Source organism: Streptomyces sp. NBC_00299, from assembly GCF_036173045.1.
In the GTDB taxonomy this organism is placed as follows: Bacteria; Actinomycetota; Actinomycetes; order Streptomycetales; family Streptomycetaceae; genus Streptomyces; species Streptomyces machairae.
The window spans coordinates 2,950,731-2,967,783 of the sequence record NZ_CP108039.1; the positions used below are offsets into that span (position 1 = coordinate 2,950,731).

Here is a 17,053-nt window from a genome sequence, read left to right on the forward strand (position 1 = left end):
GCACGCAGGGCCTTCATTCGGCGGCCGGCAGCGCCGCACGCGGCCGCTGCCACCCGCGCGGCCCCCGCGCCCGCAGCCACGCCGTCGTCTCCTCGGGCGGCATCGCCGCGGCGACCAGCCATCCCTGTACGGCGTCGCAGCCCAAATCCCGCAGACGTTCCCAGGTCTCGTCGTCCTCGACGCCCTCGGCGACCACGAGCAGGCCCAGCGAGTGCGCGAGGTCCACGGTGCAGCGCACGATCTCCGCGTCCTCGTTGTCCACCGCGAGCCGGGCCACGAACGAGCGGTCGATCTTCAGCTCGCTCACGGGCAGCCGTCTGAGGTGCACGAGGGACGAGTACCCCGTGCCGAAGTCGTCCAGGGACATCTTCACGCCGTGCCCGGTCAGCGCGGCGAGCGTGTCCGCGGCGCGCTGCGGGTCCTCAAGCAGGACGTGTTCCGTTATCTCCAGTTGGAGCGCTCCCGCCGGGACACCGTGCCGGGCCAGCCGCGCGGCGACGGAGCCGGCGAATCCGGGGGTGTGGACGTCACGCGGGGAGACGTTCACGGCGACGGGCACGAACAGCCCCTGCGCCCGCCACCGGGCCACCTGTGCGAGCGCCGTCTCCAGCACGTACTCCGTCAGGTGCGGCATCAGCCCGGACGACTCGGCGATCGCTATGAACTCGTCCGGCGGCACCTTCCCGCGTTCGGGATGCACCCAGCGGACCAGGGCCTCGAGGCCGGCGACCTGTCCGTCGAAGCGGACCTTCGGCTGGTAGTGCAGCTCGACCTCGCGCGCGTCGAGCGCCCGGCGCAGATCTCCCAGCAGGCCCAGCCGGTCCGGCGTGTTGGAGTCCCGCTTCGACTCGTAGACCTCCACGCCCGTACGGTCCCGCTTCGCCTGGTACATCGCCACGTCCGCGCGCCGCAGCAGCCCCTCGGCGTCGAGCGCGTGGTCGGGGAAGACGGCGACACCGGCGCTGGCCTCCAGGACCAGGGTGAGGCCGTCGAGGTCGAGCGGGGAGCTGAGGGCGGCGACAAGGCTGCGGGCCACCCGGGTCGCGGACGTCGTGGAGTCGGCGACCGGCAGTAAGACGGCGAACTCGTCACCGCCGAGCCGCGCGGCCTCCGCTCCGCGCGGCAGGGCGAGACGCAGCCGGTCGGCTATCTGCAACAGCAACCGGTCACCAGCGAGATGACCGAGCGTGTCGTTGACCGATCGGAAACGGTCGAGGTCGATCAGCATCAGGGCCGACCGGGCGCCGATGCGCTCGGCGTCGTCGAGCGCGGTCCAGATGCGCTCCAGCAGCCACTGCCGGTTGGGCAACCCGGTCAGCGGGTCGCGCAGTTGCTCCTCCGCCCGCGCCCGGGCGATCCACAGAGTGGAGTCGAGGGCGACGAGCGGGATGGAGAACAGCGGCAGCAGCAGGGGCTTGGCGGTGGCGACCACACACACGAGCGGGGCGATGCCGAGCAGCGCGACCGCGACCAGCCCCTGTCTGACCAGGGCGGTGCGGGCGACGGTGGGCAGGCCGCCGCGCGGGGCGTGCAGGTACCAGAGCAGCACACGCGTGACCGCGAGATAGGCGGCGGCGACGAGCACCACGCCGGGGGCCGTGTAGAGCGTCCAGGTGTCGGGGTCCCAGGGGTTCTCGACGGTCGGTACCCGGCCGAACGCCGCCAGCACGAGGGCTCCGGCGGCGATACCGAGGATGTCCACCGCGCCGTGCAGCACGCCCTGCAGCCAGCGCCCCCGCCGGGCGATGCCCACCAGGACGACGACGGTGAGGCTGACCATGCCGGCCGGGACCCAGCCGTACAGCATCAGCACGGCGAGGGTGAGGGCGGCGCCGGATCCGGTGCCGCCCCACCAGCGGGCGCGGCCGAGGGCGACAAGATGGCCGACGATGATGCCGGTCAGCACGGCCAGGGACCAGCCGACGGTGCCGGACGGGAAGAGGGCGTGGTCGCCGGAGAACGCCCGGTAGAAACCGGCGCCGAGAACGAACCCGGCCGCCGCGACGACCGCCGCGGGCAGCGTGGGCCAGGACAGGTGCCGTTCGTGATCGGAGCCGGACAGCCCGTCGGCGTGCTCGGCGCCGAACGGCGCGGCGGTGCGGCCCTCCGTCATGACCTTTCGCCCGGCGGTGCTCCCCGCACCATTTTCCGCACCACTTTCCGTCCGCGAACGCTCCGCGGTCCGTGCCGCCCACCCTCGCCACGCGCCGGCGATCCGGCGCAGCCGTGAGTCGGGGGCGGCACTCTCGGTCGGTTCCATTCCCGTCCCTCTCACAGCCGGCGGTGCCCACGCCACGCGGCCCGATGCCCGACAACAACCTTCAACGGCACCGCGTCGGAAAACCCTTCCCCTCGCCCTTCAAAGCTCTGCAGAGCCAAGGGGATGCCCCGACCGCAGCTGGGCACGGCAGGCGCACACCTCAACAGTAGGCCGCAGAAGGCTTCCACGGGCAGCGGTCGTCGACGGTTGCCCGAATGCGCCCCAGCCACCCGTATGCATCTGATATGCGCCGATCGGGGGGCCTTCAACCGCTACTCCTCTGCGGGGAGCGCAACTTCGGCCGCCGCGTCGGGCCCCTGGTCCAGCAGGACATTGAAGCCGTCCTCGTTCAGAACAGGCACCTTGAGCTGCATTGCCTTGTCGTACTTGGACCCAGGATTGTCACCTACGACAACAAAAGATGTCTTCTTCGAAACGGAACCGGTCACTTTCGCTCCGCGAGTTTGCAGCGCCTCCTTGGCGCCATCGCGTGTGAAGTGCTCCAGCGTGCCGGTGACGACGACGGTAAGCCCTTCCAGCGGACGCGGTCCCTCGTCCTCCCCGGAGCCCTCCTCCTCCGTGCGGACACCGGCCGCCTTCCACTTGCGCAGGATCTCCTGGTGCCACTCCTCGGCGAACCACTCCTTCAGCGAGGCGGCGATGATCGGGCCGACCCCGTCGGTGTTCGCCAACTCCTCCTCGCCGGCCTGCTCGATGCGGTCGATGGAGCGGAACTCGCGGGCCAGCGCCTCGGCGGCGACCGGTCCGACGTGGCGGATCGACAGGCCGGTGAGGATGCGGGCGAGCGGACGCGCCTTCGCGGCGGCGATGTTCTCCAGCATCGCGACCGCGTTCTTCTTGGGCTCGCCCTGCTGGTTGGCGAAGATCGTGACGATCTTCTCCTCGCCGGTCTTCGGGTCGCGCTTGGGCAGGCCGCTGTCCTGGTCGAGGACGTACGCCTTGATGGGCAGCAGCTGCTCCACGGTCAGGTCGAAGAGGTCGCCCTCGTCCAGCAGCGGCGGCTCGGACGGCTCCAGCGGCTTGGTGAGCGCGGCGGCGGCCACATAGCCGAAGTGCTCGATGTCCAGCGCCTTGCGGCCCGCGAGATAGAACAGCCGCTCACGCAACTGGGCCGGGCAGCTGCGGGCGTTCGGGCACCGCAGGTCGACGTCGGCCTCCTTCATGGGCCTGAGCGCGGTGCCGCACTCCGGGCACTCGGCGGGCATCACGAACTCGCGCTCGCTGCCGTCACGCAGGTCCACCACGGGCCCGAGGATCTCCGGGATCACGTCACCGGCCTTGCGCAGCACCACCGTGTCGCCGATGAGGACGCCCTTCGCCTTGACGACGTCCTGGTTGTGCAGGGTGGCGAACTCGACCTCCGAGCCCGCGACCGTGACCGGCTCGACCTGGGCGTACGGCGTGACCCGGCCCGTACGGCCGACGCCCACACGGATGTTGAGGAGCTTGGTGTTGACCTCCTCCGGCGCGTACTTGTACGCGATCGCCCACCGCGGCGCGCGCGAGGTCGAACCGAGGCGGCCCTGGAGCGGGATCTCGTCGAGCTTGACGACGACGCCGTCGATCTCGTGCTCCACGGAGTGGCGGTTCTCGCCGTAGTACGCGATGAACTCCCGGACGCCGTCGAGGCCGTCGACCACCCGGGCGTGCGTGGAGGTGGGCAGGCCCCAGCTCTTGAGCAGGTCATAGGCCTCGGAGAGGCGGCCCATGCCCTCGTACCCCTCCAGGGCGCCGATGCCGTGGACCACCATGTGCAGCGGAAGCGTCGCCGTGACCTTCGGGTCCTTCTGCCGCAGCGAACCGGAGGCGGAGTTGCGCGGGTTGGCGTACGGCTTCTCCCCCGCCGCCACACGCCGTGCGTTGAGGTCCGCAAAGGCATCCATCGGGAAGTAGACCTCGCCTCGGATCTCGACGAGCCGCGGCACACGATCGCCCGTCAGCCGATGCGGGATCTCCGCGATCGTCATGACATTCGGCGTGATGTCCTCGCCGATCCGGCCGGTGCCCCGGGTGGCGGCCCGGGTGAGCCGGCCGTCCTCGTACGTCAGGTTCACCGCGAGACCGTCGACCTTGAGCTCGCACAGCAGGTGGTAGTCGGGACCGCCGACGTCCTTGGCCACTCGCTCCGCCCAGGCGGCGAGGCCCGCGTCGTCGAAGACGTTGTCCAGGGAGAGCATGCGCTCGCGGTGCTCCACCTCGGCGAGATCCGTCTCGTACTCGACGGCGACCTTCTGGGTCGGCGAGTCCGGTGTGCGCAGCTCCGGATACTCGTCCTCCAGCGCTTCGAGCGAGCGCAGGAGCTCGTCGAACTCCGCGTCGCTGATGACCGGAGCGTCCTTCACGTAGTACCGGAAGCGGTGCTCCTCGATCTGCTCAGCGAGCTTCGCGTGCTTCTCCCGTGCCTGTGCGGGCACCGTCGTCTCCGCTTGCTTGTCGCCGGCCACCGTATTGTCCTCCCGTTACTCTGGGTTGTCCGCGAGGGATCTCGCCGCCCGGGCGCAGTGCGCGAGTGCCTTGCGTGCGTACTCCGGGGAGGCCCCCGCGAGTCCGCACGACGGCGTAAGGGTGACCGCCTCCGCGAGAAGCCCCGGTGACAGCCCCAGCCTGCGCCACAACGTCCTGACACCCATGACGCTACCGGCAGGGTCTGACAATGGGCCGTCCGTGCCCGGGACGACACCTGCGAAGAGCCGCGTGCCCCCTTCCACGGCCTCGCCGATCACGTCGTCGTCACGCTCGGTGAGGAGTGAGAAGTCGAAGGAGACCGCCACCGCGCCCGCCCGGCGCAGCAGGGCGAAGGGGACGTCCGGCGCGCATGAGTGGACCACGACGGGGCCGTCGCCGTGAACCCCGACGACGTCGCGCAGGGTGGCCTCGATGATCTGCCGGTCCACGGCGCGATGGGTCCGGTAGCCGCTGGCGGACTTCACCTGTCCGCGCAGTACGGCGACGAGCGAGGGTTCGTCGAGCTGGAGGACCACCCGGCCTCCGGGTACGCGGCGCCGGACCTCCTCCAGGTGCTGCCGCAGCCCCTCGGCGAGCGAGGCGGCGAGGTCGCGGCAGGCGCCGGCGTCGGAGAGAACGACCTCGCCGTTCTTCAGCTCCAGCGCGGCGGCCAGGGTCCAGGGCCCGACGGCCTGGACCTTCAGCAACCCCTCGTATCCCTGAGTGAACTCCTCCAGCGCGTCGAGGTCCTCCCCGAGCCACGACCTCGCCCGCCTGGTGTCCCGGCCCGGCCGGTCCCCGATCCGCCATCCGCTGGGCTCCACGCGCGCGTACAGCTCGACGAGCATCCCCGCCGTCCGCCCGATCATGTCCGCGCCGGGGCCGCGGGCGGGCAGCTCGGCGAGGAACGGGAAGTCCTCGAAGGAACCGGTGACGGTCCTGGCGGCCTCACGGGCGTCGCCGCCGGGCATGGAGCCGATGCCGGTGGCTCCGCCGAAGCTGAACTGGGTGGTGTTGTTACTCACCCCCGAAGCCTACGTAACCCTCCGGGGGTGGGGACCCGTCCTGGAGGACGGGCTGAAACACCCGGGATCTGCCGTCAGTTTCCCGGTCGTACCGTCAGGTCGTTGATCTCGGCGTCCCTCGGGAGGTCCAGGGCCATCAGGATCGTCGTGGCGACCGACTCGGGGTCGATCCACTGCGACTCGTCGTACTCCTTGCCCTCCTGCTGGTGGACCTTCGCCTGCATCGGGCTGGCGGTGCGGCCCGGGTAGACGGACGTGACCCGGACGCCGTTGTCGTGCTCCTCGTTGCGCAGGGAGTCGGCGAGGGCCTTCAGGCCGTGCTTGGACGCGGCGTACGCAGACCACTCGGCGCTCGCTCGCAGGCCCGCGCCCGAGTTCACGAAGATCACGTGACCGCGGTCTGCGCGGAGTTGGGGAAGGAAGTGGCGGGTCAGTTCCGCCGGGGCGATCAGGTTGACGTTCAGCTGGTGACGCCAGGACTTCGGGGTCAGGTCGCCTACCGGGCCGAGGTCCACGACCCCGGCGATGTGGAGCAGGGAGTCCACCCGCCCCGGGAGTGACTGGTGGGAGAAGGCCCAGGACAGCTTGTCCGGGTCCGCCAGGTCGCCGACCAGCGTCCTCGCGCCGGGAAACTGGGCCGCCAGCTCCTTCGCGCGGCCCGCGTCGCGCGCGTGGAGGACGAGATCGTCCCCGCGCGCGTGCAGACGGCGGGCGACGGCCGCGCCGATGCCGGAGCCCGCTCCGGTGATCACATGAGTAGCCATGCCCGCCATGCTCGCATCAGTGGCCGGTCACTCCACTCCCTGGCTCTCCTCCAGGTACGCCAGCGCCCCCACCGGCTCCTCCGCGAAGAACACCAGGTCGGTCAGGGGGCGGGGCAGGAAGCCCTCGTCGTCCATGCGACGGAACTGCTCCTTCAGGCCGTCGTAGAAGCCCGCGGTGTTGAGCAGCACGACCGGCTTGTCCGTGTGGCCGTGCTTCTTCAGCTCCAGGATCTCCGTCGCCTCGTCCAGGGTCCCGGTGCCGCCGACCATGATCACCACGGCGTCGGCCTTCTCCAGCAGCAGCTTCTTGCGCTCGGCCAGATCCTTCGCGATCACCATCTCGTCGACGCCCGGGCGGACCTTGGATGCCAGGAACTGCACGGAGACCCCGACCAGCCGGCCGCCCGCCTCCTGCACCCCGTCGGCGACCACCTTCATCAGCCCGACGTCGGAGCCGCCCCACACGAGCGTGTGCCCGCCCTTGCCCAGCAGTTTCGCGAACTCGCGCGCGGGTCGCGTGTAACGGTCGTCGAGGTCGGCGGCGGAAAGGAAGACACAGATACGCATGCAGCCACCGTACGCGGGAAGAACCGGGGGCCCGCGAGCGCTTTTCCGATATGGCTCAAGGACACACGATCACGATCGAGCAGGGCACGCAGCGCGTGCGGGTCGTCCGCGGCGGCCGGATCCTGGCTGAATCCGACCGCCCGCTCCTCCTGCGGGAGACGGGCTGTCCCGTGCGCTACTACATCCCGCCGGAGGACGTACGCCTGGACCTGCTGACGCCCTCGGAGACACATTCCTACTGCCCGTTCAAGGGAACGGCCTCCTACTGGTCGCTGCCCGACGCGGCGGACCTCGTCTGGGCCTATCCGGACCCGAAGCCGGACGTGGCGGAGATCAAGGACCACCTGTGCTTCTACGAAGTCGAAGTGTCGTAGACGATTAGGTCCGCCCTGTACGGCAATCTGCACAGGCATGGACAAGAACACCATTTCGCACGACGGCACCTCCATCGCATACGAGAGCAGCGGGCAGGGGCCGGCGGTGATCCTGGTCAGCGGGGCGATGTCCACCGGGGGCACTGTCGCCCCGCTGGCCGTGCCCCTCGCGGATCGCTTCAGGGTTGTCTCCTACGACCGTCGGGGGCGCGGGGAGAGCGGTGACACCCAGCCGTACGCGGTGGAGCGCGAGGTCGAGGATCTTGCCGCGCTGATCGAGGCGGTGGGTGGCGAGGCGGCGCTCTACGGTGTTTCGTCGGGCGGCGCCCTGGTGCTCGAGGCGGCGGCGAGCGGGCTGCCGGTGCGTCAGGTCGCGGTGTACGAGGTGCCGTTCGCCGTCCACGAAGGCGGCGCGAAGGAGCGCGCGGAGTACAGCGAGCGGCTGACCGAGGCGCTGGCGGAAGGGCGGCGCGGGGACGCCGTCGAGCTCTTCCTGCGGCTCACGGGCATGGCCGAGCAGATGATCCAGGGTGCCCGCCAGTCGCCCATGTGGCCCGGCCTGGAGACCATCGCGCCCAGCCTGGCGTACGACAACGCCGTGATGGGCGACGGTCTGGTGCCCCGGGACCGGCTGGCCTCGATCGGGGTGCCGGTACTGGCCGTCGCGGGCAGCTTGAGCCCCGCGTGGATGCGCGAGGCGACGCGGGCGGTCGCGGAGACCGTGCCCGAGGGGACGTACCGGAGCCTGGAGGGGCAGACCCACACGGTGGAGCCGGACGTTCTCGGGCCGGTGCTGGCGGAGTTCTTCGGGGCGTGATCCGGGCGGCGGCGGGCACGCGCGTGTGCCGGGAGTGCGGCTCCGCCCGGGCGCCTCGCCTCAGGCGGCTGCGGTCGTCGCCCGCACCGTGGACGCGATCGTCGCCGAGCCCACCACGCGCGTGCCGTCGTACAGCACGATCGCCTGGCCGGGGGCCACTCCGCGGACCGGCTCCGTGAAGGTGACCTCCAGAGTGCCGTCGACCAGTTCGGCGGTCACCTCGGTCTCGCCGCCGTGGGCGCGGAGCTGGGCGGTGTAGGTGCCGGGGCCGGCCGGGGCGGTGCCGCACCAGCGGGGCTTGATGGCGGTGAGGGCGCTGACGTCGAGGGAGTCCGCAGGGCCGACCGTCACCGTGTTGTTGACCGGCGAGATGTCGAGGACATAGCGCGGCTTGCCGTCGGCGGCCGGGGTGCCGATGCGCAGGCCCTTGCGCTGGCCGATGGTGAAGCCGTACGCGCCCTCGTGGGTGCCGAGCTTGGCACCCGACTCGTCGACGATGTCGCCCTCCGCCTTGCCGAGGCGGTTCGCGAGGAAGCCCTGGGTGTCGCCGTCGGCGATGAAGCAGATGTCGTGCGAGTCGGGCTTCTTCGCCACCGCGAGGCCCCTGCGCTCGGCCTCCGCGCGGATCTCGTCCTTCGTGGTCAGGGTGTCGCCGAGCGGGAACATCGCGTGCGCGAGCTGCTGCTCGTCCAGGACACCGAGGACGTACGACTGGTCCTTGGCCATGTCGGAGGCCCGGTGCAGCTCGCGGGTGCCGTCGTCGTTCAGCACGACGGTCGCGTAGTGGCCGGTGCAGACGGCGTCGAAGCCGAGGGCCAGCGCCTTGTCGAGCAGGGCCGCGAACTTGATCTTCTCGTTGCAGCGCAGGCACGGGTTCGGGGTGCGGCCGGCCTCGTACTCGGCGACGAAGTCCTCGACCACGTCCTCACGGAAGCGGTCGGCGAGGTCCCACACGTAGAACGGGATGCCGATGACATCGGCGGCACGGCGGGCGTCGCGGGAGTCCTCGATGGTGCAACAGCCCCGCGCGCCCGTGCGGAAGGATTGAGGGTTCGCGGAGAGCGCGAGGTGGACGCCGGTCACATCGTGGCCCGCCTCGGCGGCGCGGGCCGCGGCGACGGCTGAGTCGACCCCGCCGGACATGGCGGCGAGGACACGGAGGGGGCGGGAGGGCTGCGCGGTGTCAGTCATAACCCTTCCAGGGTACGGGGGCGTGGGAACCAGGACCCGCGAGTATCCGTTGACGATCACATGGGACAGCGGAAGGCTCCGAAGGACGGCGACCGGAAGGTCGGCCGGCGCGCGTTGCTGATCGGTGGGGCAGTGGCGGCGGCGGGCTCGGCCGTGCTGGCCCGCGACGAGCTGGCGCGGCTGTGGTGGCGGGTTCCGGGCGTGGAGAAGCCGCGCAAGGAGGGCGAGGTCGACTACACCGGTGCGCGGTGGGTGGCGGCGTCGGACGCGAACTGGCGGCGGGCGGACCGGCCCGACGACTACGGCATAGACATGGTGATCATCCATGTCACCCAGGGCAGCTTCGCCAGCGCGGTGAAGGTGTTCCAGGACCCGGAACACGGTGCGGCCGCGCACTACATCGTCCGCAAGGACGGCCATGTCACGCAGATGATCCGCGAGCTGGACGTGGCGTACCACGCGGGCAACCGCGACTACAACGAGCGCAGTGTCGGCATCGAGCACGAGGGTTTCGTGGAGCGGCCGCAGGACCTCACGGACGAGATGTACGAGGCCTCGGCGCGGCTGACGGCCCGGATATGCGCGCGCTATGACATCCCGGTCGACCGCCAGCACATCATCGGGCACGTGGAGGTGCCGGGAACCGACCACACGGATCCCGGGGAGCACTGGGACTGGGACCGGTACATGAAGCTGGTACGGGCGGCGCGTACGGCGAAGGCGGAGGCGTAGCCGAACCCGGTTGCGCCCTGCCTCATACGTCTTGCGTCTACGTCAGCCCTGCCGCCCGCGCCCGCTCCACCGCCGGGCCGATCGCCTTGGCGACCGCCTCGACGTCGGCCTCCGTGGAGGTGTGGCCGAGGGAGAAGCGGAGGGTACCGCGGGCCAGGTCGGGGTCGGTGCCGGTGGCCAGGAGGACGTGGCTGGGCTGGGCGACGCCCGCGGTGCAGGCGGAGCCGGTGGAGCACTCGATGCCCTGGGCGTCCAGCAGCAGGAGCAGGGAGTCGCCTTCGCAGCCCGGGAAGGTGAAGTGCGCGTTGGCCGGGAGCCGGCCGCCGGGTGCCGGGTCGCCGCCGAGGATCGCGTCCGGGACTGCCGTACGGACCGCTTCGACCAGGGCGTCGCGCAGGGCGCCGATCTCCCGGTCGAACCACTCGCGCTGCTCGGCGGCGAGGCGGCCGGCGACCGCGAAGGAGGCGATGGCGGGGACGTCGAGGGTGCCGGAGCGGACGTGGCGTTCCTGGCCGCCGCCGTGCAGGACGGGGACGGGGGTGTGGTCACGGCCGAGGATCAGGGCGCCGATGCCGTACGGGCCGCCGATCTTGTGACCGGAGACCGTCATCGCGGCGAGGCCGGAGGCGGCGAAGTCGACGGGGACCTGACCGAAGGCCTGGACGGCGTCGGCGTGCAGGGGGACGTCGAACTCCCTTGCAACGTCGGCCAGTTCACGGATCGGCATGACGGTGCCGATCTCGTTGTTGGCCCACATCACGGTGGCCAGGGCGACGTCGTGGGGGTTGCGGGCGATGGCTTCGCGCAGGGCATCCGGGTGGACGCGGCCGTGGGCGTCGACCGGGAGGTACTCGACCGTGGCGCCCTCGTGCTCGCCGAGCCAGTGGACGGCGTCGAGGACGGCGTGGTGCTCGACGGGGCTGGCCAGGATGCGGGTGCGGGTGCCGGCCGGGTCGGCGTCGCGGCGGGACCAGTACAGACCCTTGACCGCGAGGTTGTCGGCCTCGGTGCCGCCGGAGGTGAGGACGACCTCGCTGGGGCGGGCGCCGAGCGCTTCCGCAAGGGTTTCGCGGGCCTCCTCGACGGTACGCCTCGCGCGGCGGCCGGATGCGTGGAGGGAGGAGGCATTGCCGGTGACGCCCAGGTGGGCGGTCAAAGCCTCTGCCGCCTCCGGGAGCATCGGGGTCGTCGCGGCGTGGTCGAGGTAAGCCATGATGAGCCCGATTCTACGGGCGCCGCCGGACGGCCTCGTGCCCAGGTTGCCGCGAGGTGTGGCTGGATTGCGCCTTGCCCGCGTTTGCAGTCGACCTCGGCGGCGACCCACCCGGCACTGCAGCCCGCGACACCCGTTCCGCCTCGCGGAACAACTGCCCACGGGGGTTGATGGTGCGGGCGGCCGACGACGGGCGCCAACCAGCCCACGAGCCACTCCCGCAGTCGCGGCACCTTGCCCCGCGGCGCCGGACACCGGTGGGCCGACGGCGGGGGCGGCGGTCAGCCCCGGCGTTCGGCGGACGATGGGCGGCAGGCGACGGTTGGCGGCCGGCGGCGGTTGGCGGGCAGCCGGCAGGCGGCAGGCGGCAGGCGGCAGCGACGACGTGCACCCGGCAGCGAGCGAGCCACTCCCGCGCAAGTGGCGGGCATCGGGCGGCGGACGGCGGACGGCGGACGGCGGACGGCGGACGGCGGACGGCGGACGGCGGGAACGAGTCTCCCAGTCCCGACAGCCTGACCAGCGAACCGCGAACGCCGGGCACCGGGCACCGGTAGGCCGACGGCGAGCGGCTGCGGCGGTCAGCTGACGGCAGTCACTCAGCGGCGATTCAGCTGACGGCAGTCAGTGGGAGCCGTCCCGTGGACCGTCCGCGGCTGCGGCTCGTCCCAAGCCGCTTACCGTCGGGTCCGGGGCCGGCCTTCCGGAACTCCTAGAAGCCCCAGGAAAGGGTGTTGTCCACCTGCACGAAGGCCAGCAGGACCAGCAGGTCGGCGACGCCCAGGCCCATGCCCAGGTAGGCGCGCCCCCTGCGCTTGGTGCCGCGCCACAGGGACGCCGTGGCCAGGACGATCGCGGTCGGGCCGAGGAAGAGGTTGAAGACGAGGAGGCCGAGGAGGCCGAGGATGAAGGACGCCACGGCCATGCCGTCGGCGTCGCGGGTGCGGGTGCCGGGGCGCGTGGTGGCCGGCGCGGTGAGGTGCATGGGGTGTCAGCTCCCGAGAAGTCGGTTCGGATGACGAAGTCGCTTCGGACGATGGCGTCAGTTGCGGCGGGCGTGACGCTCGCGGGCGGCGAAGATGCCCAGCCAGACGGCGATCACGGCGGCGGCGACGGCGGTGAAGGCGAGCGGTGCGTGGGCCACGGTGCCCAGCAGCACACCCAGCAGCAGGAGCGCGGCGACGAGGAACAGCATGGGATGGAGCCCCCTTCGAGATCCCTCTCGCTGGAGATCTCTCTCGTTAAGTTTCGGTGAACAGTTGTAGTAACAGTTGTTCACTGACTCCAAGTCTAGCGCGCCCCGCGGCTTTTCAATTCCAGAGAACAGTTGTTAACTGCATGGTATGAGTCACACCTTCGGTATCCGGCAGGCCCAGAAGCAGAAAACCCGCCAGTCCCTCCTGGACGCGGCGTTGGTACTGCTGGAGGAGCAGAGCCTGAGCAGTCTGGGCCTGCGCGAGGTCACCCGGGCCGTCGGCGTCGCCCCCACCGCCTTCTACCGGCACTTCCGCTCCACCGCCGACCTCGGAGTCGCCCTCGTCGAGGAGGCCCTGGGCAGTCTGCACCCGATGATCCGTACGATCGTCAGCTCCGTCGGCGACAGCGACCAACGCATAGAACGCGCCGTCGACCTGATCTCCCGGCACGTCGAGACCCATCCTGCCCACGTCCGCTTCATCGCCCGCGAGCGGCACGGCGGCGTGCAGTCGGTGCGGGAGGCGATTCAGGACCAACTGGCCCGTTTCGCCGAGGAGGTGAAGGTCGCGCTCACCAAGGACCCGGTCTCCGAAGGCTGGAACGACGACGACCTCCTCATGCTCGCCAACCTCTACGTCGACCAGATGCTGATGACGGCCTCCCTGTTCCTGGACGCCCTGGAGGCACCGGAGGAGGAGCGGCGGCGCGTCGCTCAGGTCGCGACCCGCCAGATGCGGTTGATCAGCATCGGCCGGGAGCACTGGCTGGACTGAGGACGGCACAACGCCACAGGGGCGGCACCCCCGTTCACCGGGAGTGCCGCCCCTGTCGTACGGCTGTCGCACGGCTGTCGTACGACTCGTAAGGCGTCCGTACGGCGTACTAGGTCAGCTCTTGGTCGCCGTCGCCCCAGCGCTCGGCGCCCCGCTCGGCGCCCCGCTGGGAGCCGCCCCGCCGCCCTGGCCACCCCCGCCGGGACCACCACAGCCACCGCCACCCTGACCCCCGCCGGGGCCACCGTGGCCGCCGCCCTGCCCGCCACCGGGGCCGCCACTGGGCGCCTCGCTCGGCGCACCCGAAGGCGCAGAAGGCGCACCCGACGGCTGGGCGGTCGGGGCGCCCGACGGTGCACCGCTGGGCGCCCCCGACGCGACACCGCTCGGCTGCCGGCACGACGACTGCTGCTGCCCGGAGGTGCCGCTGTTCGACGTCGACGACGAGTCGCCGGACCCGCAGGCCGCCAGGGCCAGGGGCGAGAGTGCCAGCAGGGCCACGGCGGGGAGGAGACGTGCACGCTTCATGAGAGACAGCTCCAAGGAGGATGAGGAAACTGAGGAAGTCCTGGGCGGGCACTCAACCAACGCCGCTTAGGGCTCCCTTGAGGCCCCGCTGTCGAGGACCTGTGCGCCGGGCGAAGCGCACCTCAACACACGCCGCTGACCTGCGGATTTCCTTGGAGACTCACTCAACTCGCCGGTACAGGGCCGTGACACGGCGGAACTCGATCGCGATACGGGCCCTGCACTTCCGGGGCCGCTTCAGCCGAGCCGTACCCTCGCCAGCTGCCTCGACTGCGCCACCAACCGGTCCGCGCTGTCCCAGACTTCGGCGTCCTCCTCCAGGAAGCCGCCGGCGAGGTTGCGGGTGGTGATGGACACACGGAGGGGGCCCGGCGCCGGGCGGCAGCGGATGTGGACGGTCAGTTCGACCGTCGGGACCCAGCCGGATATGCCGATCTCGAAGGCCGTCGGGGGCAGCGCGTCTACGGCCAGGAGGAGGGAGAGGGGGTCGGCGTCGCGGCCGTCCGCGAGGCCGAACCAGGCCCGCATCTCACCCTTGCCCGAGGGCTGCCCGAGTGCCCAGCCCAGAGTGGACGGGTCGAGCTTGAGCATCAGGCGGTCGGCGATGGCCGAGCTGCCGTCGACGGGGGCGGGGCCGTCCTCGGGGCCGAAGCAGTGGTCCATCGGCGGGATCGCGGGCGGCTCGGCCGTCGTACGGACGTCGTCGGGGAGGGAGCCGAGGTCGCCGTAGGAGGCGAGGACGCGGATGCGCTCGATCTCGCGGCCCTGCTCGTCGTACTGGAAGAGCGAGGCGGTGCCGGTCGACAGGGTTCGCCCGGTGCGCACCACGTCCGTGCGGACGACCGCCGGGCCCGGCTGGGACGCGGTGAGGTAGTGCGCGGAGATCGTGAACGGGTCGCCGTGCGGGAGCGCGTCCGCGAGGGCGCGGCCAAGGACGGCCAGCAGGTAGCCGCCGTTGACGGCGCTGATGATCGTCCAGCCGGCGGACAGGTCGATGTCGTAGACGCCGGCTTCGCGCAGGGTCAGCGCGGTGTCGCGGTCGAACTCGCTGTCGCCGATCGTGGCCCGTGGGGCCGTCGGGGCAGAGGCTGCTTCTGGCATGGATGAACGGTACAACAGCTAACTACTAAGCGGTAGCTTTTTCCTCCGACAAGGACATACCCCCTTCCACGGAGGGCGCACCCCCCTTCCGGCGAGGGTGCACAGCCTTTCGAACGAGATGTGCGCAACTTCTCAGCAAGTGCCCCGGCTCGCCCGAAACCCGAAGCCCGCTCTGCCCCTCTATGAGGACATGAGTCTCACCGGGACCCCGTTCCTCTACACGTTGATCGCGCTGTGCGTCGTCGCCGTCGCGCTGCCGCTGGTCCTCTGGGCGCGGGTGCGCGGGCCCAAGGTCGTACGGGGCGCCTCCCGGGTGCTGATGCTGCTGTTCGCCCAGGCCACGGCGGTCGCCCTGGTCTTCACCATGGTCAACAACTCCAACCAGCTGTACGACAGTTGGGGCGATCTGCTCGGCACCAGCGACCATGTGCACGAAGCCGCCGATCTCGGGGCGAGCGGCACCGGCGGGATCGCGCTGGAGAAGCTGCCCAAGGTGCGGCAGACCTTCAAGCCGGCCAAGGGTCCGGGCATGCGCGCCGAGGGCGGGGTGCTCGTCACGCAGCTCAAGGGCCGGGTCTCCGGAGTGCACGCCGAGGTCAACGTCTGGCTGCCGCCGCAGTACCACGAGCCCGCCTACCGCAATCACCGGTTCCCGGTCGTCGAGGTGCTGCCGGGCTTTCCGGGCTCGTCGAAGGCCTGGTACGGCACGATGGACGCGCCCCAGCAGCTGGCGCCACTGATGCGCAGCGGGCAGGTCGAGCCGTTCATCATCGTCTCGCCGCGCACCTCGCTGCTGCCCGGCGTGGACACCGGCTGCGCGAACATCCCGGGCAAGGTGAACGCCGACAGCTGGCTCAGCGTCGACGTGCCGAGGATGGTCATGGACAACTTCCGCGCACAGGCCGCGCCGGACGGCTGGGCGGTCGCCGGGTACTCGGCGGGTGGGCACTGCGCGGCCAAGCTCGCCGTCGCCCACCCCGACCGCTTCCGGGCCGCGGTCAGCCTGTCCGGCTACAACGACCCCGTCGCCGTACGCCAGTCGCTCGCCGCCAAATCCCCGGCACTGCGGGCCGCGAACAACCCGTACGTCCTCCTCAAGAAGTCCACTGTCCCGCCGCGCGTGGCGCTCTACCTCTCCGGTCAGCCGAAGGACGGTTACGAGGCGGCCATGGCCGTCCAGCGGGCCGCGAAGGCGCCGACGACCGTGAACGTGGTGTTCATCCCGAGCAGCGCGGGCGGTCACACCATGGCGCTGTGGAAGCCGCAGGTGGTTCCGGCGTTCCGCTGGCTGAGCGAGGTGATGGGGCCCCGGCAGCAGACCCGTACGGCGCCGGGGACTAGTCCTCTCGCACCGTCGACCGCCGGTTCCAGGCGCGCGGAGCTCGCCAGTGGAACCGCATCGCCAGCAGACGCAGTACGAAGGCCGTGACGGCCGCGAGCGTGCTGGTGAACGGGGTCAGGGCGTCGTAGTGGATGCACAGGACGGTCATCGTGGCGCCGACGATCGCCGGGACCGCGTACAGGTCACGGTCCCAGCGCAGCAGTGACGGCACCTCGTTCGCCAGGACGTCGCGCAGCACACCGCCGCCCACGGCGGTCGCGAGGCCCAGGGCGACGGAGGCCGTGAGGTTGAGGCCGTAGTCGTACGCCTTCGTCGTCCCGGCGACGCAGAAAAGGCCGAGGCCCGCGGCGTCGAAGACGTTCACACCGGTCTGGATGCGCTCCACGTGCGGGTGGAGGAAGAAGACCAGGAGCGCGGCGAGCAGCGGGGTCAGGAAGTACCCCAGGTCCGTGAACGCGGCCGGGGGCACGGCCCCGATCACCACGTCCCGGAACAGCCCGCCGCCCAGGGCGGTGACCTCGGCGAGAACGGCGATGCCGAAGACGTCGAAGTTCTTGCGGACGGCCAGCAGCGCGCCGGAGATCGCGAAGACGAAGATGCCGATCAGGTCGAGCGTGTGCTGGACGGACGGGCTGAACAGTTGCTGGAGCACCCGCACATTCTCGCTCAGCGCGAGGCCCCCGCCTTGCAAAGGAAGGCGGGG

17 protein-coding genes are annotated in these 17,053 nt (G+C 71.1%); 5 read left to right on the plus strand and 12 right to left on the minus strand.

The window, feature by feature from the left end:
* Positions 1 to 13: 13 nt before the first annotated feature.
* The 5 genes from OHT51_RS12820 to OHT51_RS12840 all read right to left on the minus strand — a co-directional run bounded on the left by OHT51_RS12820 (position 14) and on the right by OHT51_RS12840 (position 7,082).
* The gene (locus tag OHT51_RS12820; RefSeq protein WP_328879044.1) at positions 14 to 2,260 is read right to left on the minus strand and encodes a putative bifunctional diguanylate cyclase/phosphodiesterase; all 2,247 of its coding nucleotides are present in this window, start codon (positions 2,258 to 2,260) and stop codon (positions 14 to 16) included.
* Between the two features lie 272 nt (positions 2,261 to 2,532).
* Entirely contained in the window at positions 2,533 to 4,725 is a 2,193-nt protein-coding gene (ligA, locus tag OHT51_RS12825) for an NAD-dependent DNA ligase LigA (protein WP_328879045.1), read from the minus strand.
* A 15-nt stretch (positions 4,726 to 4,740) separates the two neighbouring features.
* Positions 4,741 to 5,751: a methionine synthase gene (locus OHT51_RS12830; protein ID WP_328879046.1), complete on the minus strand. Its 1,011-nt coding sequence runs from the start codon at positions 5,749 to 5,751 to the stop codon at positions 4,741 to 4,743.
* 74 nt (positions 5,752 to 5,825) lie between these two features.
* Positions 5,826 to 6,524 carry an SDR family oxidoreductase gene (locus tag OHT51_RS12835; RefSeq protein ID WP_328879047.1) on the minus strand — a complete coding sequence of 233 codons (699 nt, stop codon included), beginning with the start codon at positions 6,522 to 6,524 and terminating at the stop codon, positions 5,826 to 5,828.
* A gap of 18 nt (positions 6,525 to 6,542) precedes the next feature.
* Positions 6,543 to 7,082 (minus strand): TIGR00730 family Rossman fold protein, encoded by a 540-nt coding sequence (locus tag OHT51_RS12840; protein WP_328879048.1) that lies wholly within the window; start codon positions 7,080 to 7,082, stop codon positions 6,543 to 6,545.
* Between the two features lie 50 nt (positions 7,083 to 7,132).
* On the opposite strand from OHT51_RS12840, the gene OHT51_RS12845 reads away from it, so the two are divergent.
* Complete coding sequence (locus OHT51_RS12845; RefSeq protein WP_328879049.1) at positions 7,133 to 7,456, plus strand: DUF427 domain-containing protein; 324 nt, start codon at positions 7,133 to 7,135, stop codon at positions 7,454 to 7,456.
* 37 nt (positions 7,457 to 7,493) lie between these two features.
* Positions 7,494 to 8,273: an alpha/beta fold hydrolase gene (locus tag OHT51_RS12850; protein WP_328879050.1), complete on the plus strand. Its 780-nt coding sequence runs from the start codon at positions 7,494 to 7,496 to the stop codon at positions 8,271 to 8,273.
* Positions 8,274 to 8,333: 60 nt separating this feature from the next.
* On the opposite strand, the gene mnmA is transcribed toward OHT51_RS12850, so the two are convergent.
* Positions 8,334 to 9,464 (minus strand): tRNA 2-thiouridine(34) synthase MnmA, encoded by a 1,131-nt coding sequence (mnmA, locus tag OHT51_RS12855; protein WP_328879051.1) that lies wholly within the window; start codon positions 9,462 to 9,464, stop codon positions 8,334 to 8,336.
* A 60-nt stretch (positions 9,465 to 9,524) separates the two neighbouring features.
* On the opposite strand from mnmA, the gene OHT51_RS12860 reads away from it, so the two are divergent.
* Positions 9,525 to 10,196, plus strand: a complete 672-nt coding sequence (locus tag OHT51_RS12860) for an N-acetylmuramoyl-L-alanine amidase (RefSeq protein ID WP_328879052.1) — start codon at positions 9,525 to 9,527, stop codon at positions 10,194 to 10,196.
* A gap of 37 nt (positions 10,197 to 10,233) precedes the next feature.
* Here OHT51_RS12860 and OHT51_RS12865 read toward each other — a convergent pair whose 3' ends face one another.
* From OHT51_RS12865 to OHT51_RS12875, 3 genes are all read right to left on the minus strand, one after another.
* Positions 10,234 to 11,409 (minus strand): cysteine desulfurase family protein, encoded by a 1,176-nt coding sequence (locus tag OHT51_RS12865; protein ID WP_328879053.1) that lies wholly within the window; start codon positions 11,407 to 11,409, stop codon positions 10,234 to 10,236.
* A 712-nt stretch (positions 11,410 to 12,121) separates the two neighbouring features.
* Positions 12,122 to 12,394 carry a DUF4190 domain-containing protein gene (locus tag OHT51_RS12870; protein WP_328879054.1) on the minus strand — a complete coding sequence of 91 codons (273 nt, stop codon included), beginning with the start codon at positions 12,392 to 12,394 and terminating at the stop codon, positions 12,122 to 12,124.
* A gap of 57 nt (positions 12,395 to 12,451) precedes the next feature.
* Positions 12,452 to 12,604 (minus strand): hypothetical protein, encoded by a 153-nt coding sequence (locus OHT51_RS12875; RefSeq protein WP_328879055.1) that lies wholly within the window; start codon positions 12,602 to 12,604, stop codon positions 12,452 to 12,454.
* Between the two features lie 148 nt (positions 12,605 to 12,752).
* On the opposite strand from OHT51_RS12875, the gene OHT51_RS12880 reads away from it, so the two are divergent.
* A complete protein-coding gene (locus OHT51_RS12880) occupies positions 12,753 to 13,379 on the plus strand; it encodes a TetR family transcriptional regulator (protein WP_328879056.1) in 627 nt (208 codons plus the stop codon).
* A 114-nt stretch (positions 13,380 to 13,493) separates the two neighbouring features.
* Here the strand turns inward: OHT51_RS12880 and OHT51_RS12885 are convergent, their stop codons facing one another.
* Both OHT51_RS12885 and OHT51_RS12890 read right to left on the minus strand, forming a co-directional pair.
* Positions 13,494 to 13,907 carry a hypothetical protein gene (locus tag OHT51_RS12885; protein ID WP_328879057.1) on the minus strand — a complete coding sequence of 138 codons (414 nt, stop codon included), beginning with the start codon at positions 13,905 to 13,907 and terminating at the stop codon, positions 13,494 to 13,496.
* Positions 13,908 to 14,144: 237 nt separating this feature from the next.
* Positions 14,145 to 15,008, minus strand: a complete 864-nt coding sequence (locus OHT51_RS12890) for a thioesterase family protein (RefSeq protein ID WP_328879058.1) — start codon at positions 15,006 to 15,008, stop codon at positions 14,145 to 14,147.
* Between the two features lie 190 nt (positions 15,009 to 15,198).
* Between OHT51_RS12890 and OHT51_RS12895 the strand changes: the two genes are divergently transcribed.
* Entirely contained in the window at positions 15,199 to 16,437 is a 1,239-nt protein-coding gene (locus tag OHT51_RS12895) for an alpha/beta hydrolase (protein ID WP_328879059.1), read from the plus strand.
* On the opposite strand, the gene OHT51_RS12900 is transcribed toward OHT51_RS12895, so the two are convergent.
* Positions 16,346 to 17,002, minus strand: a complete 657-nt coding sequence (locus tag OHT51_RS12900; RefSeq protein WP_328879060.1) for a trimeric intracellular cation channel family protein — start codon at positions 17,000 to 17,002, stop codon at positions 16,346 to 16,348. The genes OHT51_RS12895 and OHT51_RS12900 overlap by 92 nt on opposite strands.
* Positions 17,003 to 17,053 lie beyond the last annotated feature (51 nt).

Coding starts and splice junctions, on each gene's coding strand:
- OHT51_RS12820 (WP_328879044.1), bottom strand. CDS start 2,260: ATGGAACCGACCGAGAGTGCCGCCCCCGACTCACGGCTGCGCCGGATC.
- OHT51_RS12835 (WP_328879047.1), bottom strand. CDS start 6,524: ATGGCGGGCATGGCTACTCATGTGATCACCGGAGCGGGCTCCGGCATC.
- OHT51_RS12840 (WP_328879048.1), bottom strand. CDS start 7,082: ATGCGTATCTGTGTCTTCCTTTCCGCCGCCGACCTCGACGACCGTTAC.
- OHT51_RS12845 (WP_328879049.1), top strand. CDS start 7,133: ATGGCTCAAGGACACACGATCACGATCGAGCAGGGCACGCAGCGCGTG.
- OHT51_RS12850 (WP_328879050.1), top strand. CDS start 7,494: ATGGACAAGAACACCATTTCGCACGACGGCACCTCCATCGCATACGAG.
- mnmA (WP_328879051.1), bottom strand. CDS start 9,464: ATGACTGACACCGCGCAGCCCTCCCGCCCCCTCCGTGTCCTCGCCGCC.
- OHT51_RS12860 (WP_328879052.1), top strand. CDS start 9,525: ATGGGACAGCGGAAGGCTCCGAAGGACGGCGACCGGAAGGTCGGCCGG.
- OHT51_RS12865 (WP_328879053.1), bottom strand. CDS start 11,409: ATGGCTTACCTCGACCACGCCGCGACGACCCCGATGCTCCCGGAGGCG.
- OHT51_RS12870 (WP_328879054.1), bottom strand. CDS start 12,394: ATGCACCTCACCGCGCCGGCCACCACGCGCCCCGGCACCCGCACCCGC.
- OHT51_RS12875 (WP_328879055.1), bottom strand. CDS start 12,604: ATGCTGTTCCTCGTCGCCGCGCTCCTGCTGCTGGGTGTGCTGCTGGGC.
- OHT51_RS12880 (WP_328879056.1), top strand. CDS start 12,753: ATGAGTCACACCTTCGGTATCCGGCAGGCCCAGAAGCAGAAAACCCGC.
- OHT51_RS12885 (WP_328879057.1), bottom strand. CDS start 13,907: ATGAAGCGTGCACGTCTCCTCCCCGCCGTGGCCCTGCTGGCACTCTCG.
- OHT51_RS12890 (WP_328879058.1), bottom strand. CDS start 15,008: ATGCCAGAAGCAGCCTCTGCCCCGACGGCCCCACGGGCCACGATCGGC.
- OHT51_RS12895 (WP_328879059.1), top strand. CDS start 15,199: ATGAGTCTCACCGGGACCCCGTTCCTCTACACGTTGATCGCGCTGTGC.